The organism is Tessaracoccus pujii (assembly GCF_055326215.1).
Genome location: NZ_JBUZNP010000004.1, coordinates 269,325 through 292,547 on the forward strand (window position 1 = coordinate 269,325; position 23,223 = coordinate 292,547).

The following is a 23,223-nucleotide window of genomic DNA, read 5'->3' on the forward strand; positions in this document are numbered from 1 at the left end:
CACTTTCCGCGCGCCGGCCCCAGGAAGAGCGTTGACTGGACCGGATTTCAGTGAGGAACGCCGATGTCGGTGCGGTGGAAGCCGTCTGCGTAATCCACCCGGCCCAGCAGCGCGTAGGCGCGCTCGCGCGCCTGATCCACATCATCCCCCCGGCCCACGATGCCCAGCACCCGCCCCCCGGCCGAGACGAGGCGGTCGCCGTCGAGGCGCGTCCCCGCGTGCAGGACGTAGGCGTCGGCCTCGTCGTCCGGCAGCACGATCGTGCCGCCGGCGGCCGGCGTCCCGGGATAGCCCGCGGCGGCCGACACCACGACGACGGCGGCCCCCTCACGCCATGACAGGTGCTCCACCGTGTCCAACTCCCCCCGCGCTGCCGCCCGGAGGACGCCTGCCAAGGGCGTCTCCAGGAGAGCCAGGACGGCCTGGGTCTCCGGGTCGCCGAAGCGGACGTTGAACTCCACGACGCGCAGACCCCGCGACGTCAGCGCCAGCCCCGCATACAGGAGCCCGATGAACGGCGTGCCGCGCCTGCGCATCTCGGCCAGCGTGGGGTCGATGACCTCCGCCATGATCTGGTCCGTCAACCCTGGAGCTGCCCAGACCAGGGGGCTGTAGGCGCCCATGCCGCCCGTGTTGGGGCCCGCGTCGGCGTCCCCGACCCGCTTGTAGTCCTGCGCCGGCAACAGCGGGAGCGCACGCTCGCCGTCGCAGATCGCGAACAGCGACACCTCCGGTCCGTCGAGGAAGTCCTCGATCACCACACGCCCGCAGGCGGCGGCGTGGGCCAGCGCGGCGTCCCGGTCATCAGTGACCACCACACCCTTGCCCGCGGCCAGGCCGTCATTCTTGACCACGTACGGGGCGCCGAACTCGTCCAGCGCGGCGGCGGCCTCCTCCGGGGTCTCGCAGACGTGGGAGTCCGCGGTGGGCACAAGGGCGGCCCGCATGACCTCCTTGGCGAATGCCTTGGACGCCTCGAGGACGGCGGCCTCCCGACCGGGCCCGAACGCGTCGATCCCCACCTCCCGCAGGGCGTCCGCGACCCCGGCCACCAGCGGAGCCTCCGGGCCGATCACCACGAGGTCCACCCCGAGCCGTTGGGCCGCCTCGACCACGGCGACCGGTGACGACGGGTCCAGCGAGTGGAGCGTGGCGATCCGCCCGATCCCGGGGTTCCCAGGGGCGGCGTGCAGCTCGGTGACGGAGGGATCGGCGGCCAGCGAGCGGGCCAGCGCGTGCTCGCGCCCGCCCGAGCCGAGGAGGAGGATCTTCACCCGCGTCAGCCTAGTGGTCCGCCGCGGGCGATCAGATCAGGTCGTTGATCGCCACAGACTGCTCGCGCCCGGGACCGACGCCGATGCCGCTGATCCGGCACCCGATGAGCTCCTCGAGCCGCTTGACGTAGGCCTGGCACGTGGCCGGCAGTTCCTCGAACCGGCGGCAGCCGCTGATGTCCTCGGCCCAGCCGTCGAGCTCCTCGTAGATGGGCTTGGCGTGGTGGAAGTCCGACTGCGTCATGGGCATCACGTCGTGGCGGACGCCGTCGACCTCGTAGGCCACGCAGACCGGGATCTTCTCCCAGCCGCTGAGGATGTCCAGTTTCGTGAGGAAGATGTCGGTGAACCCGTTGATCTTGACCGCCTGTTCCACGAGGACGGCGTCGAACCAGCCGCAGCGGCGAGGCCGCCCCGTCGTGGCGCCGAACTCGGCGCCGATCCGGCGGAGCTCCTCGCCGTCGTGGTCGAACAGCTCGGTGGGGAACGGGCCCTCGCCGACGCGGGTGGTGTAGGCCTTCGCGATGCCGATGGTGCGGTCGATCCGGGTGGGACCGACGCCGCCGCCGGTGGTGGCGCCCGCCGCGGTCGGGTTCGACGACGTCACGTACGGGTAGGTGCCCTGGTCCACGTCGAGGTGGTGCGCCTGGGCGCCCTCGAACAGCACCACCTTGCCGGCGTCCAGCGCGTCGTTGACATAGCGGCCGGAGTCCACGATGTGGGGGCGGATGGTGTCCGCGTGCTTGAGCAGCGACTGGACGATCTCCTCGGCGATGATCGGGCGCCGGTTGTACACCTTGACCAGGAGCTGGTTCTTCTGGTCCAGCGCGGCGTCCACCTTCTGGCGCAGGATGGACTCGTCCAGGATGTCCTGGATCCGGATGCCGAGGCGGTTGACCTTGTCCGAGTAGCAGGGTCCCACGCCGCGACCCGTGGTGCCGATGCGCCGCTTCCCGAGGAACCGCTCGGTCACCTTGTCCAGCACCTTGTGGTACTCGGTGATGATGTGGGCGTTGGCCGACAGGAGGGGGTGCGCCACGCTTACCCCGCGCTCCGCCAGCACTGCGAGCTCCTCCGCCAGCACGTCGAGGTCGACGACGACGCCGTTGCCGATCACGGTGGTGGTGTTCGGGTTGAGGATGCCGGAGGGCAACAGGTGGAGCACGAACTTCTCGCCGCCCACCACCAGGGTGTGTCCGGCATTGTTGCCGCCGGAGTAACGGACGCAGACGTCGACGCGATCACCCAGCTGATCGGTCGCCTTCCCCTTGCCTTCGTCTCCCCATTGAGCCCCGACCACGACAACGCTCGGCATGTCGCCCTCCTCCACGCACATGGATGAAGCCCCTGCGGTTCGCTGGGGCCTTACCGCTGGAGTCTATCGGACGCCCCCTCCCTGCACCGGCGCGGCGTTGGGGTCCGCAGTCAGGACGCGTGTTGATCCAGCCAGCGTTCAATCTCCCTCTTCGGCAGCGCGCCCACCTGCCGCGACACTTCCGTCCCGTCGCGGAGCAACACCATGGTGGGGATGCTCATGGCGCCGAAGCGGGACTGGATGGCGCGGTTGTCGTCGACGTTGACCTTGACCACCTTGAGCCGCCCGGCGCGCTCCTGCGAGAGCTTCTCCAGGATGGGCGCCACCATCCGGCATGGCCCGCACCAGGGGGCCCAGAGGTCCACCAGGACGGGCACGCGCGTGGCGGCCACCTGGTCGAAGTCGGCGTCGGAGCCGTCCACCAGCCAGGGCAGATCGGCCTTGCACCTGGCGCACCGGGGGAGGCCGGCGGCCGACGCGGGCACCCGGTTGCGCGCGGCGCAGGACACACATGTGACGATGCTCATGCTCCCATGATCCACGAAGCCGCCACCGCACGGCCCCGAACCGGCTCCCACGTCGCACATCAGTGGCATCGGGTTATCGGAAAGTGCACGAAAGGTCAGGGCTCTTGCCTAGCATCGACTGTGGGGACCAGCATCGATGTGTTCCCCGCAACGACGCAGGAGGTTGGGACCGTGAAGAAGCTCATCAATTCCCCCGACGATGTGATCGCCGACGCACTCAAAGGCGTGGAGGCATCAGACCAGAACGTGCGCGTGGATCACGAGAACCGCGTGATCTACCGCGCCACCCCGAAGGAGGCCGGCAAGGTCGCCATCATCTCCGGCGGCGGCTCGGGCCACGAGCCGATGCACGGCGGCTTCGTCGGCGTCGGCATGCTCGACGCGGCGTGCGCGGGCCAGGTGTTCACCTCCCCCACACCGGACCAGATGATCGAGGCCACCACCGTCGTGGACACCGGCGGTGGCGTCCTGCACATCGTGAAGAACTACACCGGCGACATCATGAACTTCGAGATGGCTGCTGAGATGGCCAGCGATTCCGGCATCCCCGTGGAGACGGTCATCGTGGCCGACGACGTCGCGGTGCAGGACTCGCTGTACACCGCAGGACGCCGCGGCGTGGGCACCACCGTGCTGCTGGAGAAGATCGTCGGGGCCGCCGCGGAGGAGGGCCAGGACCTGGCTGCCGTGAAGGCGCTCGCACAGAAGGTCGCGGACAACGGCCGCTCGATGGGCATGGCGCTCACCTCGTGCACGGTGCCGTCGGCCGGGAAGCCCACGTTCGACCTGCCCGAGGATCAGATCGAGATCGGGATCGGCATCCACGGTGAGCCCGGCCGCCACCGCGAGCCCATCGCCGACGCGAAGTCCGTGGCCAAGCAGCTGGTGGATCCCATCCTGCATGACCTGGACTTCACCGGAGCCCCCGTGATCGCCATGCTCAACGGCATGGGCGGCACGCCGCTGATCGAGCTCTACCTCATGTACGGCGAAGTGGTGGCGCTGCTCAAGGAGGCAGGCGTGGAGGTGTCGCGGAACCTGGTGGGCAACTACATCACCAGCCTGGACATGGCCGGCTGCTCGCTCACGCTGCTCAAAGCTGATGAGGACCTGATTCGCCTGTGGGACGCGCCCGTGCAGACCGCGGGTCTACGGTGGGGCCTGTGACCGAACAACACCTCACCCTGGACCTCCTCGCGGACTGGCTGCGCCGCTACGCGCAGATCATCGACGAGAACAAGGTCTTCCTGACGGACCTGGATTCCGCCATCGGTGACGCCGATCACGGCGCCAACATGGCCCGTGGGACAGCCGCCGTGTTGCTGCATCTTGATCAGGCCACCACGATCGATGGCCTCTTCAAGAAGGCTGGCATGACGCTGGTGAGCACGGTCGGCGGCACCGCCGGCCCGCTCTACGGCACCCTGCTGATGAAGATGGGGATGGCCAGCGGGACCGTGGTCGAGCTCTCGCCGGAGGAGTTCGGAAAGGCGTTCCGGGCCGGGCTCGAAGGGTTGATCGCCCGGGGTAAGACGGAGTTGGGCGACAAGACGATGGTGGACGCCCTGGCGCCCGCCATCGACGCCTTCGACGCCGCGGTGGCGGACGGCGCCGGGCTGCACGACGCAGTGGCAGCCGCCACGCAGTCCGCGGCTGCGGGACGCGACGCCACCACGCCGATGGTGGCGAAGAAGGGCAGGGCGAGCTACCTGGGCGAGCGGTCCGCCGGGCACCAGGATCCCGGTGCCACGTCGTCGGCCTATCTCTTCGACGCCCTGGCGGACGTGATCGGCGCCTGATGGCGGTCGGCATCGTCGTCGTCTCGCACAGTCGCGCGCTCGCCGAGGCCGCCGTCGAGTTGGCCATGCAGATGGTCCACGAGGCACCCTCGCCCGTGGCCATCGCCGCCGGCATGCCCGACGGCGGGCTGGGGACGGATGCCACGGCGGTCGCGGCGGCCGTCGCCGAGGTGGACCGGGGCGACGGTGTGGTCATCTTCGTCGACATGGGCTCGGCGCTGATGAGCGCCGAGATGGGAGTGGAGTTCGCGGGCGTGGAGAACGTCCGGATCCTCGCCGCGCCGTTCGTCGAGGGCCTCACGGCGGGGCTGGTGCGCGCCGTGGGCGGCGCATCGCTGGCGGACGTCGCGGAGGAGGCCGAATCGGCGCTCACGCCCAAGCTCATGGCGCTGGGCCGGGCCTCATCGCCCGACGAGCAGGCGGCCGGTGGACCGGCCTCTGCCTCCCCGGAACTCTCAGGTGACGGACCAGACGGGGCCGATGGCGTCGCCTCCGGCGAGGCGGTGCTGGTCAACGAGACGGGCCTGCACGCCCGGCCGGCGGCGCTGTTCGTCGCCGAGGCCCGCCGGTTCGACGCCGACGTCCGAATCAGCAACGCGGACATCGGTCCGGTCAAGGCGGCCAGCAGCATCGGGCTGGCCACCCTCAACGCCCGCAAGGGTGACGTCCTCCGCCTGACGGCCACCGGCCCTCAGGCACGCGAGGCCGTCGACGCGCTCGTGACCCTCATATCGGCCGGCTTCGGCGAGAAGTGAGCGCGCGCCGCTAGGCTGAGCGGCATGAGCGACACGCACCCCAACCTGATGGCCTCCCCTGTGGTCGTGCGCCTGCCGGAGGACCCCGCTCTCGCGGCGATCGCCGAGCACGGCAAGGAACGCTTCCTCGAGATCGTCGCGCAGCATCCCACGTCGTCGCTGTGCTGGGCACTGCTCGCCGAGACCTGCCTGACCGAGGAGGATCTCGGCAGCGCCGTGGCCGCCTATGCCTACGCCCGCACCGGTTACCACCGCGGGCTGGACACGCTGCGGCGCAACGGCTGGAAGGGATCCGGCCAGGTGCCGTGGGAACACGAACCCAACCAGGGCTTCCTGCGTGCTTTGTGGGCGTTGAGTGTCGCGGCGGGGCGGATCGGCGAGACCGAGGAGCAGGAACGGTGTGCGCAGTTCCTCCGCGACTCCTCCGAGACCGCCTACCAGGTGCTGGCGGAGCCTGTCATCTAGATCGGTTCAACCTCATCACCCGGAGCGCGCGGCTAGTGTTCCTCCAGGCTGGTTGTCGGGCCCTGTTTTGCCTTCGAGATCCAGCCTGGAGGAACACTTCCCGCAACATGCAGCCCGATCGCCGCATTGCACAATGCGTGGGCGGCTCTGCCGCTCCCGTGGATCCGGGAGACCTGGCTAGGCTGGCGGCATGATCTTCATCGTCGTCAAGTACCAGGTCAAGCCTGAATCCGCCGAGCAGTGGATGGATGTCGTCGGCCCCTTCAACGAGGCCACGCGAGCCGAGCCGGGGAACCTGTGGTTCGAGTGGTCGCGCAGCATGGAGAACCCCAACGAGTATGTGCTCGTCGAGGCCTTCCGCGACGGCGACGCCGGCTCGGCGCACGTCAACTCCGCCCACTTCCCTCGAGGACTGGACGCCATGCGCCCGCACATCCTCGCCACCCCGCAGATCATCTCGCGCACGATCGACGGAGACGGCTGGGACACCATGGGCGAGCTCCGGATCGACTGACCCTAACGCCCGACGTGGCAGGCGGCCATCGCCGCCTCCTGGCCGCCGTCGAACCGAATCGGGTCTGCGGAGAAGACAGGGGTGCACGCGTCGCGGGTCAGTTCACGGTGCGCGGTCCCGTCGTCGAAGCCGAGGTTGCGGCACCCGTCGACTCGGAGGTAGACGTCGTGGAGTCCGGTGGCATCGAGGACGCGCAGAACGAGTCCGGAGCGTTGGTCGAAGTCCGAGATGCATTCGTCGGGGTTCCCGCTAGCTCCTTCGGGCGCGGCCGCGATGGCCGCGACAAGGCCCGCGGCCTCCTCCCCCGCCACCACTCGCGACGCGCTCAGATTGGGGCGGTCCCCCTCCGACGCAGAGTCGAGATGGCGGCAGAGACCCACCTCGACGACGCCGGTCGCGCTCGACACATCCCACGCCTCCGGCCTGTCATCGAGGGTCGAGAACGGGGCGTGCGGCGTACACCCGGCTGCGTCCCGCTCGAACTCGACGGCGGAGTCGAGGATCTTCTGGGCCGTGGCCCGCTCGTCGTCGGGGGCGTCCTGCCTCAGCGTCACGCGGACGTCGACGTCTGCCACGGTACGGCTCAGCACGGGGGTGAGGGTCGAGGGTTCCAGCGCCGGGTCGGCGAAGCCCAGATAGGTCTGCACCCAGCCGGCCTGGAACTCAGGGCACGCGATCGCCGCGACCGGACCGGCGGGCGTCGAGACGAACGGGCCGGCCGGCGGGACGGGCTCCGGCGTCGCGCCCAGGCACCACGGCACCCAGGCGTAGTCGCTGTATCCCCACTCCTCGGGCACCTGCGCCGCCACATCCCCTCGAGACACCCACCGCCAACCGTCCTCCGGAGCAGGCAGCCCACTCACGCTCGTCGGAGCGGCAGGCGTGGCCACCTGGACCGGGCGGCTGGTCAGCACCACCGCCACAGCGACGACCATCGCCACGAGGGCCACCGTCGCCACCACCGCCCACACGAGGTGCGCAAGGCGTGGCGGCGCCTTCCGCCCCATCGGGGCCCGCTGGCCCATGGCGCCACTGAATGCCTGATCTGAACGGTCGCTCATCTGGACTCCTCGTTCGACGTGTACTCCCGTGCCCGAAGGCACGGGTGAGGGCGGCGCCGTCGACAGGACGACCCGCACCCACACCTCTATACGCTCCGGGACCGCGCTTCGCTGCAACGCGCCGCACACGTGGCCACACACCTTCCCGGGGCTCACGGTTCGTGGCACCAGGCTCCCGCCACGTAGACTCTCCCGAGGCCCCCACCGTCGATCCCCCGGAGATGCCTCATGCCCACACGCGAAGACCTGCGCAACGTCGCCATCGTCGCCCACGTCGACCACGGTAAGACGACGCTCGTCGACGCCATGTTGTGGCAGTCCGGTGCCTTCCGCGAGGGCTCCGACGTCAACAACCGCGTCATGGACTCGATGGACCTCGAGCGCGAGAAGGGCATCACCATCCTCGCGAAGAACACCGGCGTGCGGCACATCCGCCCCGACGGCACCGGGGTGACGATCAACATCATCGACACCCCCGGCCACGCCGACTTCGGCGGCGAGGTGGAGCGCGGCCTCGAAATGGTCGACGGCGTGGTCCTGCTGATCGACGCGTCCGAGGGCCCCCTCCCCCAGACCCGGTTCGTGCTGCGCAAGGCGCTGGCGAAGAACCTGCCGATCGTGGTGGTGGTCAACAAGGTGGACCGCAGCGACGCTCGCATCTCGGCCGTCGTCGAGGAAACCTACGACCTCTTCATGGACCTCATCGACGACGACGCGGCCCACGTGCTCGACTTCCCGATCGTGTATGCCTCCGCGAAGGCCGGTCGCGCCTCGCTGACGCAGCCCGAGGACGGCGGCATGCCGGACAGCCCCAATCTCGAGCCGCTGTTCGACACGTTGATGGAGCACATCCCCGCCCCCGTCTACGAAGAGGGCGCGATCCTCCAGGCGCACGTCACCAACCTCGACGCCTCACCGTACCTGGGCCGCCTCGCCCTGTGCCGCATCATCGCCGGTGAGATGAAGCGCGGCCAGCTCGTGTCGTGGTGCAAGACCGACGGCACCATCTCCACGGTGAAGCTGACCGAGATGTTCATGACCCAGGCGCTGGACCGCGTCCAGGCCGACATCGCCGGCCCAGGCGACATCGTCGCCATCGCGGGCATCCCGCAGATCATGATCGGCGAGACGCTCTCGGATCCCGAGACCCCCAAGCCGCTGCCGCTCATCCACGTCGACGAACCGTCGATCTCCATGACCATCGGCATCAACACCTCCCCCCTGGCCGGCCAGTCCGGCAAGAACCTCACCGCGCGCCTGCTGAAGGGTCGCCTGGAGCAGGAACTGGTCGGCAATGTGTCGATCAAGGTCAACACCACCGAGCGCCCGGACACCTGGGAGGTGCAGGGTCGCGGCGAGCTCCAGCTGGCCATCCTCGTGGAGATGATGCGCCGCGAGAGCTTCGAGCTCACCGTCGGTAAGCCCCAGGTGGTCACCAAGCTCGTCGACGGCAAGGTGCACGAGCCCATCGAACGCCTCACCGTCGACATCCCCGAGGACTTCGTCGGTGTGGTCACCCAGCTCATGGGGCTGCGCCGCGGCCGCATGGAGATGATGGTCAACCACGGCACCGGATGGGTCCGGATGGAGTTCATCGTGCCCGCCCGCGGCCTCATCGGCTTCCGCACGGAGTTCCTCACCGAGACCCGCGGCACCGGCATCATGAACCACGTGGGCGAGGGCTACGAGCCGTGGGCCGGCGAGTTCCGCACCCGTCCCACCGGCTCCCTGGTGGCGGACCGCACGGGCGTGGCCACGTCCTACGCGCTGTTCAACCTGCAGGAGCGCGGCACCATGTTCGTCGCTCCCGGAACCGAGGTGTACGAGGGCATGATCGTCGGCGAGAACCCCCGCGCCGAGGACATGGACGTCAACCCCACCAAGGAGAAGAAGCTCACCAACGTGCGCTCCTCCACGGGCGACGAGCTGGAGCGGCTGATCCCGGCCAAGAACATGTCGATGGAGCAGGCCCTGGAATTCTGCGCCGGCGACGAGTGCCTGGAGGTCACCCCTGCCGCGGTGCGCATCCGGAAGGTGGCGCTCAACGCCAACGACCGGGCCAAGGAGCGCAAGGGCGCCAAGAAGGGCTGACCGCTCAAGCTCCGCCTCTACCAGCTGCTCGCCGAGAGCTGATCCGCCTCCGCCTGGAGGTTGTTCCGGGCCTGGTGCTCCCAGAGCGCCAGGCCTTTCGGCGTGTTGAACACCGATCCGCGCTTGAGCATCCGCTCGACGAAGCGCCGGCGGCGCTGCGCCCACTCGGGCGTCCCCAGCGTTGGCAGCTCGGCCCGGATCGCCGCGACATTGGCGCGGTAGCGCTCCCACGGAAGCCCCAGCCCGTGCAGGTCCGCGTCGGCCATGCGCGCACCGGCCGCGTCGTCGGCCCGAGGCGCGTGATCGACGGTGACCAGGATCAGCCGGCACACCTCGTCGACCTCCGCGATCGGCAGGTGGGCCAGGAGGTCGCGCGCCAACGCGGCGGAGGCGAGTTCGTCGTCCGGGCTGGCGTTGCGATGGACCGCGTCATGGAACCAGAATGCGACACGCTCCAGCCTGCCCGCCTGCAGGATGTCGAGCGCCTCCAGCCCGTCGCCCAGGTGGGTCCGCGAGTGGTAGCGACGGTGCGGCTCGGACCACCTGGCGAGCAGTTCGGCCGCCACGGGGTCCGGCAGGAGTCCGTCGGCGTTCACCACGCCCGCACGGCGAAGTAGGCCACGCCCGCCCAGAGCCCTGCCCACAGCATGCTGGCGAACGTGCCGATGATGAACAGCTCACCCTTGCGCGACGTGCCCGACTCCGACGCCGTGGCCAGGTCCGCGTAGCGTCCGAGCCCTTTGACCGCGAGCACCATCGCGATGCCCGCGGGGAACTGCGTCACGATGCACGCATAGACCGCCAGGCGCTCCAGCATCCCGATCCACCGGCCTCCGGGCAGCTCCCGCTGAGCGGCTTCCAGACCGAGGCTGGCCCTGGTCTGAGCCACCTCGGTCTCGGACGACGGCGCGGACGCCTTGTCGATCCGCCTGAGCAGGGCCCGGACGACGGGGTTGCCGAGCGTGGCGACGAGTCCCGCGGCCACCAGTGTCGCGGCTTCCAGCACCAGCCCCCAGTCCATGCCCGGAACGCTACACCGCCTCCCCGACAAGCCCCGCAGGGAGCGTGCTACTACATTCTGACGATATGAAGGTAGTATCTACATATGAGCGAAATGAAGGGCGGACTGGCCGTGGCGCTCCTCGTGGACATCGTGGCGTCACGCTCCTCGCCCAGGGCTGCCCTGCACGCGGACGTCCTCCGCGCGGTTGAGGGCGTGAACGGCGCCGTCGAATCGGTGCACGAACTTCGCCCCACCGTCGGCGACGAACTCCAGGGCGTCTACCCCACCCTGGGCGCCGCGTTGACGGCCGGGTTGAGCCTCAGGCTCGCGCTCGCTCCCAGGTGGGATGCGCGGTGCGGGGTCGGGGGCGGCGAGGTGGTCGTCGTCGACGAGGCACGCGGGATCCAGGACGGCTCCGGCTGGTGGCTGGCCCGCGAGGCGATCGACTGGGTGAAGGCGCAGGCGGCCAGACCCGGCTACGAGACGGTGCGGACCGCGATCCGCGACGAGCGGGCGGCAGCCACCCCGTCGGCCGACGCGGTGTCGCGGCTTGTGGACGTGCACCTGACCCGGCTACGCCCGGGGGCCCTCTCCACCCTCCGGGGCATGCTCGAGGGCCTGGACAACGCGGAGATCGCCGACATCGAGGGCATCAGCGCGTCGGCCAACTCTCAGCGCGTGCGCAACAACGACCTTCGCCCGCTGATGGACGTCATCATCGCCCTGGGCCAGCTCCCCTAGACCGCGGTGGGCGGCACCAACTCGGCGAGGAGGGCGCGCACCCGGGCATCGATGTCTTCGCGCAGCAGCGTCATGCGCTCCTCACCCTCGATGCCCCGCAGCGAGGGTTCGTCCGTCAGCCACGTCTCGATGGTGCCGCGCATGCCCTCCAGGGGCTCCACCACCGCCTCGCCGCCGACGAGCACCACCTTGTCCACGCGGCGCAGGATCTCCGGGTCGATCGCCTTGGGCTCCTCGCCGTCGAACGTGGCGCCCACCTGCTCCACGCTGGCGCGCGACTCCTCATTGAGCGCGGCGGCCGGTTTGGTGCCTGCGGAGTAGACGTCGACGGTGTCGCCGGCGTGCAAACGCGCGAGCGCTGCGGCCATCTGGCTCTTGCCGCCGTTCTTCACGCACACGAACAGGACGCTCGGCTTCATAGGTGTTCCCTTCTCGGAGTCGTTCTTGGCGTCGGTGTCATCGATGCGGACCACCGCGTCATCGGCGGATTCTTCGTCGGACTTCATCCACTTCTTGCGCCCGCGCTGGACGATCAGGGGGTCGGTGGGCCTGATCGCGGAGGGGTCCTTTCCCTCGTACTCATGCAGGTCGAGGAAGAGGCGCATCGCATTGAGCCGCGCGCGCTTCTTGTCGTTGGACTTGATCCGGTACCACGGGGCGATCTCGGTGTCTGTGTGCTTGAGCATCGCCGTCTTCGCCGCTGTGTAGTCCTCCCAGCGGCCGAGCGACTCCAGGTCCATCGGCGACAGCTTCCACTGGCGAACCGGGTCGATCTGCCGGATCGCGAACCGCGTGCGCTGTTCGCGTTGCGCCACGGAGAACCACAGCTTCGTGACCGTGATGCCCGATTGGATCAGCATCTCTTCGAACAGGGGCGCCTGCCGGATGAAGATCTCATACTCCTCGTCGGTGCAGAACCCCATGACCCGCTCGACCCCGGCCCGGTTGTACCAGGACCGGTCGAAGAGCACGATCTCACCCGCCGTCGGCAGGTGCTGCACGTAACGCTGGAAGTACCACTGCCCCCTCTCCCGCTCCGTCGGCGCGGCCAGCGCCACGACGCGCGCGGTCCTGGGGTTGAGATGCTCGGTGAAGCGCTTGATCGCGCCACCCTTGCCCGCGGCGTCGCGGCCTTCGAAGATGATCACGTGTTTCGTGCCGGCGTCCTGCGCGGCGTACTGGAACTTGAGCAGTTCGATCTGCAGTTCCCGCTTCTCCGCCTCGTACTCGTTCCTGTCGAGGAGTTCGTCGTAGGGGTGGCGGTCCCGCCAGGTCTCGACGGCCTGGCCCATCGGGTCGATCAGGTAGGGATCCTCCCCGTGGACATCGGCGACGGCGTACCCCTCGTCGCGCAACTTGTCGATGTACTCACGGAGGTTCTGGCTCATGGGAATAGTTCATCACCTCCGGGTGAACGCCAGTTGAACGCGCCCAAGACGGCCACGAGCCTGAGCCGAGACTCGTCGGCGTGGCAGCGTTGCCATCGCCGGCCTGAGCTTCCGAGTGCTGTGTCCGGCTCAACCCCCTCCCACGAGTGCCGTGTCCGGCTCAACCCCCTCCCACGAGTGCCGTGTCCGGCTCAACCCTCATCGGAACGCCGCCCCCGCGACCGCCGCGACACCCGGGCCGGCTTCAGCGCATCATCGGCGACGCGGGCCACGCCCGCGGGGCGCGACGCGCGAACCATCGTCCAAGCTCCCGCCCACACCGTGAGCACCCCCAAGGACGACCCCAGCTGCAGTGGGTGCACGACGGTGCCGTGGGTCCACACCAGCATCGCGCCGGCGATCATCAACACAAAGCTCAACAGGGCGAGATAGCGGTCCTGCACCGTTCCCAGCGGAGGGATCAGGCGGTACTCCACCAGACCGATCAGTGGCACCAGCACCGAGATGAGCACCATGCCGACGGCGAGCACGGTGACCTGCGAGAGCAACACGGGCGCGGCAGCCGGCATCAACCGTGCGAGGAGGATGAGGCCCGCGCCCCCCACCAGCAGGCACGGCACATGCCACAGGTAGACCGTCATGGCCAGGGCGCTCAGCCGCGACAGTCCCGCCTCGGCCCTCCCGGACAAGGCGTCGAACACGCCTGCTCGTTCGACCAGGCCCATGACCGCGGTCTGCCCCACCCCGAGCAGGGCCATCGCCAACGTCGGCGGCATGTGGTTGGCCAGCGGGGCGTTGGCGAACCCGACGGCCGACGCCGGGTACCCGAAGAAGAGGATCAGGACCGCGATCGCGGCCGCGGCCGCGAACAGGACGGCCCACGTCCGCCGCACGGGTCCCTCGCGGAACCAGCCGCGCTGGTACCCGATGCCCAGCTGATGGCACAGCGGCCACACGAGAAACATGTTGATCTGGCCGATGTCGTTGCGCCCGAACCCCAGCCATGCCCTGTCGACCACCACGATGCCGAGCAGCATCACGACGATCACCCACGCCCCGAACCGGTCGTGCAGAACCACCATCAGCGGCGCGAACAGCACGATCACCAGGTACACCGAGATGAACCAGAGCAGGAACATGAGCGAACGGCTGAGCTCGGCCGCCAGCAGCCCGTAGCCCGCCCACGCCGCGACCGTCGCGATGACCGCGAAGAACGTCACGAACAGCGTCAACCCACCGGTCAGTCGCCGACCCCGGTTGGCGAGGTAGTGGGAGAAGCCGGTGCCCCGCCGCTGCATCTTGTCCACGATCAGCGCGTTGGAGAATCCGCCGCAGGCGAAGAACAGCGGCATGGACATCAGCAGCCACGACAGGGCCCACACCCAGGTGGGCGGCGTCCAGAGCCCGGCCTCCAGCGTGCCGTCCGGCTTCAGGGACGCCTTGTAGATGAAGCCGTGGAAGACGACCACCACGAGGACCGACAGGGCGCGGGCCACGTCGATGGTGTGGTTGCGCCGCGGCTCGGTCTGCACGGGGACATGATGCCAGTCCGGCGCGCTATCCGAGGACGGGGCGCACGTGCAGCCCGACGTCCGGGTCGACGAGCGCCTCCTGGGCTGCGGGGATGCCGTCGGCCAGCAGTTCGGCGTCGACGGGAACCGACCGCTTGATCAGCCCGAGCGCGATGGGGCCCAGTTCGTGATGGCGCGACGACGAGCCGACGACGCCGACGGTCCGGCCGCCGAACTCGATGGCCGCCCCCTCCGCGGGCAGCGCCGACATGGTGCCGTCGAGGTGCAACTGGACGAGCCGTCGGGGCGGGCGCCCCAGCGTGTGCACCCGGGCAACCGTCTCCTGCCCGCGATAGCAGCCCTTGTCCAGGTGCGTGCCCACCAGTCCGATCTCGTTAGGGATGGTCTTGTGGTCCGTGTCGACGAAGATCCGCGGCACCCCCGCGGCGATCCGCATGGCGTCGAACGCCCACGTGCCGGCGGTGCCCTCCACCGCCGCGTCATGGGGCAGGAACACCTCCAGTCCACCCAGCTCCGAGTCGCGGACGCGCCACGAGCCGTCGACCGGCACCCGGTGCCCCATCCAGGCGAGCCTCAGGTCCGGGCGGATCGACACCTCGACACGCATCGCGAAACGCATCCGCTGGAGGAACTCCACCAGCGCGCCGGCCCGGCCCGGCTCGGTCCACGCCAGGAAGGAGGCGCCGTCGTCGACGCCGTGCATCACGTGCTCGATGTGGCCGGTGGGCGACAGGATCAGCGCCGTGGTGGCCTCGCCGGGCCGCAGCCCGCTCAGGTGCTGGGTGGTGATCGAGTGGAGCCAGCCGAGCCTGTCGGCTCCGCTCACCTCGACGATCTCGCGGTTGCGCAGGTCCACGACGCCCTCACCGGCCGCGAGGGCGCGCGCCTCCGTCACCGGGTTGCCGTAGTGCCACGCCAGCCCGGCGTCAAGGCCGTTCTCCACCGTCACCGGCATGTCAGACCCGCTTCAGCCGGGCCCACATGTGCGGGCGCAGCTCGTGGTCGGTGGTGGCGCGGTCCAGCGCGTACATGAGGTCGCCCTCCACCTTGCCGTAGAGCCGCTGACCCGCGGAATGCGAGACGCTGGCCGACTCCGTTCGTACGACGGCGTCCGTCAGCAGGTCGATCCGGGTCACCTGGATCTTGCCGACGAGGACCTCGGTCCAGCCGTCGGCGCTGGTCAGCACCACCTCGAGGGAAGCGTCCGCCTTGGGGCGCCAGAAGCCGGTTTCCATGCTGAGCGGCACCTGGTCCGCGCCCTCGTCGCTGAGCAGGAACGTCTGCGAGGCGTAGTACAGGTAGTCGCCACCGTTGTGATTGAACTCGACGCGCTGCTCGAACTCGAAGCCTTCGCCCTCATGGTCCGTGCCGCTGCCGGTGCCCTCCCACCGGCCGACCAGCCATCCCAGCGCCGTCAGCGCAGGGTTGAGGCCCTCGGGTACCTCGATGTCAATGTTCACGTCTGATCTCCTCGCAACTCACGCCACAGACCCCTCAGTGTGAAACCGAGCGCGACGAGCGCACCGGCGCCCAGCGCGACGGTGGCGACAATCAGCACCCACACCAGAACCGCGGCCATGCGGGCCAGTATACGAACGGGCCACAATGGGCCCATGCGCGTGGTGGTGACGAAGGTGCTCGAGGCGTCCGTCGAGGTCGACGGCGAGGTGACCGCCCGGCTCGACGGCCCGGGGTTGCTGGTCCTGGCGGGCGTGGGCCGTGACGACGACGCCTCGGACGCGGCGGCCCTTGCGCGCAAGATCTGGGGCCTGCGGATCCTGGACGGCGAGTCCTCTGCGAGCGACACCGGCGCCCCGCTCCTCGTGGTCAGCCAGTTCACGCTGTACGCCTCCACCCGGAAGGGCCGCCGTCCCTCCTGGAGCCTCGCCGCGCCCGGTGAGGTGAGCGGGCCCCTCGTCGAGGAGCTGTGCCGCCAACTGGAGGTGCTGGGCGCGACGGTGGCGCGGGGCCGATTCGGCGCCCACATGCGCGTGGCGTCGGTCAACGACGGGCCCGTCACGATCATCATGGACACGCGAACCTGGGAATGACCCCCCAGCGAGGGCGGTCAGGCGGGGCCCAGGAACTCCAGCGAGCTGACGGACACCGCGTCGGTGGAGATGCCGTCGTCGCCTGGCGGGGTGGCCTCCAGGACCGTGAAGGTCATGGACTCGGTGACCATTTCCGGGAACCGGACCTCCTGCGGATGGCGGTTGTTGGCCGCCAGGCCCTGCTCGAAGAACGAGCCGTCCGAGAAGGTCCAGCGGAGGGTGAGGATGCGACGCTCGGACAGGTAGCGGTCCGTCCAGGCCGTGTTGCCGTTGACGACCCGCAACCCCACCAGCGCCCGAGGACCCGGAAACGTGACCGTGACAGTCTCGTCCACCCCCCTGCCGCGACACCGCCAGATGGTGTCGGGTTTGCTGTCCAGGAGCGAATAGGCGCCGTCCACGCTGCCACCCTCGAGGCAGTCCCCGTCCGCCCCGATGGCCTGAACCGTGGCCACCGGGCCGTCGTACGGCGCGAAGGCGTCGGGCGGAATGGACGCGGTGGCCGAGGCGGAGACCGTCGAGGACTCGTTGGGACGCGGCTGCGGCTCCGGCGGGAAGATCCACATCCGGCCGACGGTGAACGCCAGCCCGAGAGTCACGGCGGCCAGGGTCACCACGGCGCGGGGTGCCCAACCGTCGCGCACATCGGTGGCGGCGACGGCCTTCACGGCCGCCTTGTCCGGCAGCCGGTCGTGCGCCTCGGCGCCCCGCACGTCGTCGGATTCGGCGGCCGGCCGGAAGTATTCGTCCGGAACCCGCTGGTCCATGTGCGCCATGCTACAAGTCGTTGCGGATGTCGCTCGGGGACCTACGACGATACGATGAGCCAGGCCAGTCGACGGAAGGAGGACCACGTGTGAGCAGCATCCTCTTCGTCTCCGACGGCGAACCGCCCGTGGAGCTGACGCTCCTCAGCCATCAGGTGACGGCGGTGACGTCCGCGGCCCAGGCGCTGGTGGACGCGGAGACCATGGACGTGGTGGTGGTTGACGGCCGCTCGGACCTGGCCGGTGCCCGGTCCGCGTGTCAGACGCTGGCCAAGAGCGGCGGCACCCCGGTCCTGCTCCTCGTGGCCACCTCGGGGCTGGCGGTCCTGTCGCCGGACTGGGGGTTCTCGGACTTCGTCGCGGCCGGGAGCGAGCCGGCCGAGTTGGACGCCCGGCTCCGCATCCTGGCCAAGACCAACGTGGACCCGGATGTACTCACGGCCGGACCCATCCGCATCGACGGCGCCGCGTACAGCGCGAGCCTCGACGGCGCCCCGCTGGACCTCACCTACACGGAGTTCGAGCTGCTGCGATACCTCATGCAGCATCCAGGGCGGGTGCTGTCCCGCGAGACCCTCGTCAGCCAGGTCTGGGGTTACGACTACTACGGCGGCACCCGGACGGTGGACGTGCACGTGCGCCGCCTCCGCGCGAAGCTCGGGCAATTCGACTACTACATCGGCACGGTGCGTAACGTGGGGTACAGGTTCGCCAACTCCAGGGAGGGACACCGTGCTGGTTAATCTGACCACGCTCACTCCGACCATGCAGGATGCGCTGCGCCGCCTCGTGGCCGCCATCACCGAGCACGACGGCGTCTCGCCGATCAACGAGTCTGCGTCGCTCGGCATCGAAGGGCTGCGCGAGGCGGAGTTCTTCTTCATGGGACTGCGCTCGGACCCCTACGGCTTCGTGGTGTGTGACGAACGCGACGGCACGCTGCTGCTCGGCGTGCACCCGGCTCACCGGGGCGAGGGCGTGGGCACCAAGCTGTTGGAGGAGGCCATGCGCGCCCACCCGGACTTCGCGGTGTGGGCGTTCGGCACGCTGCCGGGCGGCGACGCCCTGGCCAACCGGCTGGGGTTCTACCCAGTCAGGACGCTCCTGCGCATGGAACGCCCGCTCGCGGGTGCGGCGGAAGCCGCCGTGGACCCCGCGGACGGCTATCGGATCGTCACCTACACCCCGGACCTGGCGGATCGGATCGTCGCGGTCAACGCGAGGGCGTTCGCGAGCCACCCTGAGCAGGGCCGCCTGACCCGCAGGGAGTTCGACGACCTGACGCGCCTCCCCTGGTTCGACCCGTCGGGCTTCTTCGTGGCGCTCGCCGGCGACGAGGTGGCCGGATTCCACTGGACCAAGCGCCACGGCGGCGGCTTGGGCGAGGTGTATCTCATCGCCGTCGCCGCCGAGCACGAGGGCCGGGGGCTGGGCCGCGCCCTGCTGGCCCGGGGTCTGGCCCACCTGGAGGCCGTGGGAGACGAACGGGTCCAGCTCTACGTGGAGGGCGATCAGAAAAGGGTCGTCACGATGTACCAACGTGCCGGTTTCCAGATCATGCAGACCGACACCAGCTACCGCCTCGAGAGGTAAGAGACATTGAGTGAGACGCCGCTACCGGCGAACCGTTACCTGGATCGGGAGATCTCCTGGCTCCAGTTCAACGAGCGGGTGCTGGATCTGGCCCGCGACACCACGCGGATCCCGCTGATCGAGCGGGCGAAGTTCCTGGCTATCTTCTCCTCCAACCTCGACGAGTTCTTCATGGTGCGCATCGCCGGACTCAAGCGGCGGATCGCCGCGGGGGTCGCGGTCCCCACCGTCACCGGCAAGATGCCCGGAGAACTGCACGGCGAGTTGCTGGAGAACATCAGAGCCCTGGTCAAGGAGCAGTCGCGGGTTTTCCAGGACGAGATCCGGCCGGCTCTCGCTGCGGAGGGGATCGAGATCCTGCGCTGGGATCAGCTCACCGCCACGGAGAAGGACCGCATGCGGGCACTGTTCGCGGAGCGGATCTTCCCGGTCCTCACGCCGTTGGCGGTGGACCCCTCACACCCCTTCCCCTATATCTCAGGCCTGTCGATCAACCTGGCGGTGCTGCTGAAGAGCCCGCAGTCCGGGGCCCGCCAGTTCGCGCGGGTGAAGGTTCCGTCGGTGCTGTCGCGTCTCGTCAAGCTGGCCGAGGGCCGCTTCGTGACGCTCGAGGAGATCATCGCCCGCCACCTGGGCCAGCTGTTCACCGGCATGCAGGTGGTGTCCTACACAACCTTCCGGGTGACCCGCAACGAGGACATCGAGGTGGAGGAGGACGACGCGGAGAACCTGCTGTTCGCCCTGGAGAAGGAACTGCTCCGCAGCAAGGTGGGCCGCCCGCCGGTGCGCCTCGAGGTGGAGGAGGGCATCGACGAGCACATGCTCACCATGCTCATGGCCGAGCTGGACGTCCGCGACAGCGAGGTCTTCCGCCTCACCGCGCCGCTGGACCTCACCGCGCTGTTCGCGCTCGCAGACTCCCAACGGGAGGACCTGAAGTACCCCAACTTCCTCCCCATCACGCACCCTGACCTCGCGGAGGTGGAGAGCGCCAGCCCTGCTGACATGTTCAAGGCGCTCAAGCTGCGCGACGTCCTGGTGCAGCACCCCTATGATTCCTTCGCCACGTCCGTGCAGCGGTTCATCGAGCAGTCGGCCGCGGACCCCGCCGTCCTGGCCATCAAGCAGACGCTGTACCGCACCTCGGGAGATTCGCCCATCGTCGACGCCCTCATCGAGGCTGCCCAGGCGGGCAAGCAGGTGCTCGCCGTCGTCGAGATCAAGGCGCGCTTCGATGAGCAGGCCAACATCGGCTGGGCCCGCAAGCTGGAGAAGTCCGGGGTGCACGTCGTCTACGGCATGCTCGGGCTCAAGACCCACTGCAAGCTGTCCATGGTGGTGCGGGAGGAAGCTGACGGGCTGCGCCGCTACGCGCACATCGGCACCGGTAACTACAACCCGAAGACGGCCCGCCAGTACGAGGACATGGGCCTGCTCACGTCCAACCCCATCATCACCGACGACGTGGCCCGGCTGTTCAACCACCTGTCCGGCATGACGCAGGAGACCCACTACCGCCGGCTCCTCGTCGCCCCGCACGGCATCCGCAGGGGCCTGCTGGAGTACGTCGAGGACGAGATCGCCAACCACCGGGCCGGCAAGCCGGCCGGCATCAAGTTCAAGGTCAACTCCGTGGTGGACGAGTCCCTCACCGACGCGCTGTATCGCGCCTCGCAGGCGGGTGTCCCCGTCGACATCTGGGTGCGCGGCATCTGCACCATCCGCCCGGGGGTCCCCGGCCTCAGCGACAACATCCGCGTCCGCTCCATCCTGGGCCGCTTCCTGGAGCACTCCCGGGTGTTCTGGTTCGCCGGCGGTGGGCGCCCCATCGTCGGGCTGGGGTCCGCGGACATGATGCACCGCAACCTCGACCGGCGGGTCGAGGCCATCGTGGGGATCAGCAACCCCGCGCACGTCCGGCAGGTCGAGGAGTTGTTCGAGATGGCCTTCAACCCCACCACGGTGCACTGGACGCTGACGGACGACACCTGGAGGGCCCACACCACACACGCCGACGGTTCCCCCCTGACCGACCTTCAGGAGATTCTCATCCAGCAGACAGCTGCCCGCCGCTCCTCCCGATGAGCAAGAGGGCGAAGATCCGGGCGGCGGGCGCGGTGGTGCTCCGCGGCACCGGCGACGACATGGAAGTGCTGATGATCCACCGGCCCGCCTACGACGACTGGTCGCTGCCGAAGGGCAAGGGCGCGGCGGACGAGCTGGCACCCCGCACCGCGGTCCGCGAAGTGCGGGAGGAGACCGGTGCCGTGGTCCGGCTCGGGCTGAGGCTGCCGTCGATCCGGTACGAGCTGGCCAAGGGGCCCAAGACCGTGGAGTACTGGCGCGCCGAAGTGCTGGAGCAGCACCCGCGCGAACCCGACGCGGAGGTGGATCGGGTGCGATGGTTCACCATCGACGAGGCCATGCGGCGCCTCACCTATGCAGACGAGCGTCGAGTGCTGTCGGCTGCCCTCCTGACCCCCCGCACCACGCCCCTCCTGCTGGTGCGCCACGCCAAGGCGATGCTGCGCAAGGACTGGAGCGGGCCTGACCAGGAGCGGAGGCTCTCGGGTCGGGGCAGACGCCAGGCGCGTGAACTGTCGCAGCTGTTCGCCGCCTACGGGGTGGAACGGCTCGTGTCCTCGTCGTCGACCCGGTGCGCCGACACGCTCCTGCCCTACGCCCGACAGCGCGGGCTGCCCGTGGAGACCGAGGACGTGCTCACCGAGGAGGAGGGCACGGTGCACCCCGATGTGGTGACCTCCTACACCGCCGACCTGTTCCTCAGCATCAACGACCCGACGGCGGTGTGCGGGCACCGCCCCGTGCTGCCGGCAATGTTCGAGGGCCTGGACCTCCCTGCCCGGCCGATGGTGGTGGGCGAGGTGATCGTGGTGCACCGCGACGACGATGGCGAGAAGGTGTCGGTGGAGGTCCACAAACCCACGGCATGAGTTTTTCTGAATCTGCCTTAAGTACCCGATTTCACGCCCGCGCAGGCGAAAACTCGGCTTCCGTTCACCTTCTGTTCACCCAACAGGCCCGATCACGTTACTTCGCTTCTCTACCGTCCAGAGCAGGAACGCTCGAACACCCCGGTTCCGGGCCCCGCGAGGGCCACCACCCGTCTTGGAAGGCACCCGAAGTATGAAGATCCGTCTGACCGCTGCACTCGGTCTCTCCGCCGCTCTCCTCCTGTCGGCCTGCGCCGCCAACGAGGTCACCACCCCGGACACCACCGGCTCGGCCTCCGCATCGGCCGCCGCATCGGGCGACGCCAGCGCCCCCGCCTCGGAGCTCGAGGGCACCCTCGCCGGCAAGGGCTCCTCCGCCATGAACTCCGCCCAGACCACCTGGATCGCCAAGTTCCAGGAGGCCAACCCCGGCGTCACCGTCAACTACGCGCCCGACGGCTCCGGCGCCGGCCGTGAGGCCTTCATGGGCGCCGGCGTGGACTTCGCCGGCTCGGACCGCGCGTTCAAGCTGGATGAGAACGTGGCGGGCGCCTCGTCGCTGTGCGCCGACGACTCGATCGCCTACGACCTCCCGATCTACGTCTCCCCCATCGCGGTGATCTTCAACCTCGAGGGCGTCACCGAACTCAACCTCAACCCCGACACGCTGGCCGGCATCTTCAACGGTTCCATCACCAAGTGGAACGACCCGGCCATCGCCGCCACCAACGAGGGCGTCGAGCTGCCGGACATGGACATCACCCCCGTCCACCGCTCGGATGACTCGGGCACCACCGAGAACTTCACCGACTACCTCAACAAGACCGCCCCCAGCGTGTGGACGAACGAGGCCGACGGCGAATGGACCTACGAGGGCGGCGAGGCTGCCAAGGGCACCTCCGGCGTGGTGGCAGCGGTCACCAACGGCACCGGCACCATCGGCTACGCCGACGCCTCGCAGGCCGGTGAGCTCTCGGTGGCCATGATCGGCGACGACGAGTTCTACGGCCCCACGGCCGAGGCCGCCGCCGCCGCGGTCGACGTCTCCCCCATGGAGGAGGGCCGCGACGCCAACGACCTCGCCATCAACCTGGACCGCAGCGCCGAGGGCTACGGCATCGTGCTGGTCGCCTACGCCATGGCGTGCGCCGAGTACGCGGACCCGGCCAAGGCCGAGCTCGTGAAGGCCTACCTGGGTTACGTCGCCTCCGAGCAGGGTCAGGCTGACGCTGCCGAGGGCGCCGGCTCCGCTCCGCTGGCCGCCGGCCTCCGCGATAAGGTGCTCGCCGCCATCGATTCCATCAAGTGACCGTAAGATCGCAGTAACCCCAGAGTCGCGCCTCTCGCATGCGGGAGGCGCGACTCTGGGGTTGGGCGCCAGCCCGGCCCACCC

General features: G+C 69.3%; 25 protein-coding genes and 1 pseudogene. 13 read left to right on the top strand and 13 right to left on the bottom strand.

Going from position 1 to position 23,223, the window contains the following annotated elements; translation table 11 throughout:
- Nucleotides 1–47 precede the first annotated feature (47 nt).
- The 3 genes from purD to trxA all read right to left on the bottom strand — a co-directional run bounded on the left by purD (nt 48) and on the right by trxA (nt 3,116).
- On the bottom strand, nt 48–1,274 hold the full coding sequence (purD, locus tag ACZK5N_RS07620) for a phosphoribosylamine--glycine ligase (RefSeq protein ID WP_463624775.1): 1,227 nt from the start codon (nt 1,272–1,274) through the stop codon (nt 48–50).
- Nucleotides 1,275–1,305: 31 nt separating this feature from the next.
- Nucleotides 1,306–2,589 carry an adenylosuccinate synthase gene (locus ACZK5N_RS07625; RefSeq protein WP_463624776.1) on the bottom strand — a complete coding sequence of 428 codons (1,284 nt, stop codon included), beginning with the start codon at nt 2,587–2,589 and terminating at the stop codon, nt 1,306–1,308.
- Between the two features lie 110 nt (nt 2,590–2,699).
- On the bottom strand, nt 2,700–3,116 hold the full coding sequence (trxA, locus tag ACZK5N_RS07630) for a thioredoxin (RefSeq protein WP_459017524.1): 417 nt from the start codon (nt 3,114–3,116) through the stop codon (nt 2,700–2,702).
- A 171-nt stretch (nt 3,117–3,287) separates the two neighbouring features.
- Here trxA and dhaK point away from each other — a divergent pair, with 171 nt between their 5' ends.
- The 5 genes from dhaK (at nt 3,288) to ACZK5N_RS07655 (ending at nt 6,649) form a co-directional block, all read left to right on the top strand.
- Nucleotides 3,288–4,283 (top strand): dihydroxyacetone kinase subunit DhaK, encoded by a 996-nt coding sequence (dhaK, locus tag ACZK5N_RS07635; protein ID WP_459017525.1) that lies wholly within the window; start codon nt 3,288–3,290, stop codon nt 4,281–4,283.
- Entirely contained in the window at nt 4,280–4,915 is a 636-nt protein-coding gene (gene dhaL / locus ACZK5N_RS07640; RefSeq protein ID WP_459017526.1) for a dihydroxyacetone kinase subunit DhaL, read from the top strand. Before dhaK ends, dhaL begins: the two co-directional genes overlap by 4 nt.
- Nucleotides 4,915–5,670 (top strand): dihydroxyacetone kinase phosphoryl donor subunit DhaM, encoded by a 756-nt coding sequence (gene dhaM / locus ACZK5N_RS07645; RefSeq protein WP_459017527.1) that lies wholly within the window; start codon nt 4,915–4,917, stop codon nt 5,668–5,670. The genes dhaL and dhaM overlap by 1 nt, the downstream gene beginning before the upstream one ends.
- A gap of 24 nt (nt 5,671–5,694) precedes the next feature.
- A complete protein-coding gene (locus ACZK5N_RS07650; RefSeq protein WP_459017528.1) occupies nt 5,695–6,135 on the top strand; it encodes a DUF3151 domain-containing protein in 441 nt (146 codons plus the stop codon).
- Between the two features lie 190 nt (nt 6,136–6,325).
- A complete protein-coding gene (locus ACZK5N_RS07655; RefSeq protein WP_459017529.1) occupies nt 6,326–6,649 on the top strand; it encodes a putative quinol monooxygenase in 324 nt (107 codons plus the stop codon).
- A 2-nt stretch (nt 6,650–6,651) separates the two neighbouring features.
- On the opposite strand, the gene ACZK5N_RS07660 is transcribed toward ACZK5N_RS07655, so the two are convergent.
- Nucleotides 6,652–7,710: a hypothetical protein gene (locus tag ACZK5N_RS07660; protein ID WP_459017530.1), complete on the bottom strand. Its 1,059-nt coding sequence runs from the start codon at nt 7,708–7,710 to the stop codon at nt 6,652–6,654.
- A gap of 228 nt (nt 7,711–7,938) precedes the next feature.
- Between ACZK5N_RS07660 and typA the strand changes: the two genes are divergently transcribed.
- Nucleotides 7,939–9,801, top strand: coding sequence for a translational GTPase TypA (gene typA / locus ACZK5N_RS07665; protein ID WP_459017531.1), 1,863 nt, complete (start codon nt 7,939–7,941; stop codon nt 9,799–9,801).
- A gap of 17 nt (nt 9,802–9,818) precedes the next feature.
- On the opposite strand, the gene ACZK5N_RS07670 is transcribed toward typA, so the two are convergent.
- Both ACZK5N_RS07670 and ACZK5N_RS07675 read right to left on the bottom strand, forming a co-directional pair.
- The gene (locus ACZK5N_RS07670) at nt 9,819–10,397 is read right to left on the bottom strand and encodes an HD domain-containing protein (RefSeq protein ID WP_459017532.1); all 579 of its coding nucleotides are present in this window, start codon (nt 10,395–10,397) and stop codon (nt 9,819–9,821) included.
- Nucleotides 10,394–10,822, bottom strand: a complete 429-nt coding sequence (locus tag ACZK5N_RS07675; RefSeq protein ID WP_459017533.1) for a hypothetical protein — start codon at nt 10,820–10,822, stop codon at nt 10,394–10,396. The genes ACZK5N_RS07670 and ACZK5N_RS07675 overlap by 4 nt, the downstream gene beginning before the upstream one ends.
- Before the next feature lie 84 nt (nt 10,823–10,906).
- Between ACZK5N_RS07675 and ACZK5N_RS07680 the strand changes: the two genes are divergently transcribed.
- A complete protein-coding gene (locus ACZK5N_RS07680) occupies nt 10,907–11,545 on the top strand; it encodes a SatD family protein (protein WP_459017534.1) in 639 nt (212 codons plus the stop codon).
- Here the strand turns inward: ACZK5N_RS07680 and ACZK5N_RS07685 are convergent.
- The 6 genes and pseudogenes from ACZK5N_RS07685 to ACZK5N_RS07710 form a co-directional block, all read right to left on the bottom strand.
- Nucleotides 11,542–12,051 carry an arsenate-mycothiol transferase ArsC gene (locus ACZK5N_RS07685; RefSeq protein WP_459020426.1) on the bottom strand — a complete coding sequence of 170 codons (510 nt, stop codon included), beginning with the start codon at nt 12,049–12,051 and terminating at the stop codon, nt 11,542–11,544. The two genes, ACZK5N_RS07680 and ACZK5N_RS07685, sit on opposite strands and share 4 nt — an antisense overlap.
- Nucleotides 12,052–12,060: 9 nt before the next feature.
- A pseudogene (gene ppk2, locus ACZK5N_RS07690) lies at nt 12,061–12,933 on the bottom strand (polyphosphate kinase 2); the annotation flags it as partial.
- A 191-nt stretch (nt 12,934–13,124) separates the two neighbouring features.
- Nucleotides 13,125–14,465, bottom strand: coding sequence for an acyltransferase family protein (locus tag ACZK5N_RS07695; RefSeq protein ID WP_459017535.1), 1,341 nt, complete (start codon nt 14,463–14,465; stop codon nt 13,125–13,127).
- A 25-nt stretch (nt 14,466–14,490) separates the two neighbouring features.
- Complete coding sequence (gene ygfZ, locus ACZK5N_RS07700) at nt 14,491–15,420, bottom strand: CAF17-like 4Fe-4S cluster assembly/insertion protein YgfZ (protein ID WP_459017536.1); 930 nt, start codon at nt 15,418–15,420, stop codon at nt 14,491–14,493.
- Between the two features lies 1 nt (nt 15,421).
- On the bottom strand, nt 15,422–15,919 hold the full coding sequence (locus tag ACZK5N_RS07705; protein ID WP_459020427.1) for a heme-binding beta-barrel domain-containing protein: 498 nt from the start codon (nt 15,917–15,919) through the stop codon (nt 15,422–15,424).
- A gap of 2 nt (nt 15,920–15,921) precedes the next feature.
- Entirely contained in the window at nt 15,922–16,044 is a 123-nt protein-coding gene (locus ACZK5N_RS07710) for a hypothetical protein (RefSeq protein WP_459017537.1), read from the bottom strand.
- A gap of 34 nt (nt 16,045–16,078) precedes the next feature.
- On the opposite strand from ACZK5N_RS07710, the gene dtd reads away from it, so the two are divergent.
- Nucleotides 16,079–16,516 carry a D-aminoacyl-tRNA deacylase gene (dtd, locus tag ACZK5N_RS07715; RefSeq protein WP_459017538.1) on the top strand — a complete coding sequence of 146 codons (438 nt, stop codon included), beginning with the start codon at nt 16,079–16,081 and terminating at the stop codon, nt 16,514–16,516.
- Nucleotides 16,517–16,533: 17 nt separating this feature from the next.
- Here the strand turns inward: dtd and ACZK5N_RS07720 are convergent, their stop codons facing one another.
- A complete protein-coding gene (locus ACZK5N_RS07720) occupies nt 16,534–17,283 on the bottom strand; it encodes an NADase-type glycan-binding domain-containing protein (protein ID WP_459017539.1) in 750 nt (249 codons plus the stop codon).
- 89 nt (nt 17,284–17,372) lie between these two features.
- Between ACZK5N_RS07720 and ACZK5N_RS07725 the strand changes: the two genes are divergently transcribed.
- The 5 genes from ACZK5N_RS07725 (at nt 17,373) to pstS (ending at nt 23,139) form a co-directional block, all read left to right on the top strand.
- Nucleotides 17,373–18,026: a winged helix-turn-helix transcriptional regulator gene (locus ACZK5N_RS07725; RefSeq protein WP_459017540.1), complete on the top strand. Its 654-nt coding sequence runs from the start codon at nt 17,373–17,375 to the stop codon at nt 18,024–18,026.
- Nucleotides 18,016–18,876 carry a mycothiol synthase gene (mshD, locus tag ACZK5N_RS07730; RefSeq protein WP_459017541.1) on the top strand — a complete coding sequence of 287 codons (861 nt, stop codon included), beginning with the start codon at nt 18,016–18,018 and terminating at the stop codon, nt 18,874–18,876. The genes ACZK5N_RS07725 and mshD overlap by 11 nt, the downstream gene beginning before the upstream one ends.
- 6 nt (nt 18,877–18,882) lie before the next feature.
- Nucleotides 18,883–20,961, top strand: a complete 2,079-nt coding sequence (locus ACZK5N_RS07735; RefSeq protein WP_459017542.1) for an RNA degradosome polyphosphate kinase — start codon at nt 18,883–18,885, stop codon at nt 20,959–20,961.
- Nucleotides 20,958–21,830 (top strand): NUDIX hydrolase, encoded by an 873-nt coding sequence (locus ACZK5N_RS07740; protein WP_459017543.1) that lies wholly within the window; start codon nt 20,958–20,960, stop codon nt 21,828–21,830. Before ACZK5N_RS07735 ends, ACZK5N_RS07740 begins: the two co-directional genes overlap by 4 nt.
- Before the next feature lie 193 nt (nt 21,831–22,023).
- Complete coding sequence (pstS, locus tag ACZK5N_RS07745) at nt 22,024–23,139, top strand: phosphate ABC transporter substrate-binding protein PstS (RefSeq protein ID WP_459017544.1); 1,116 nt, start codon at nt 22,024–22,026, stop codon at nt 23,137–23,139.
- Nucleotides 23,140–23,223 lie beyond the last annotated feature (84 nt).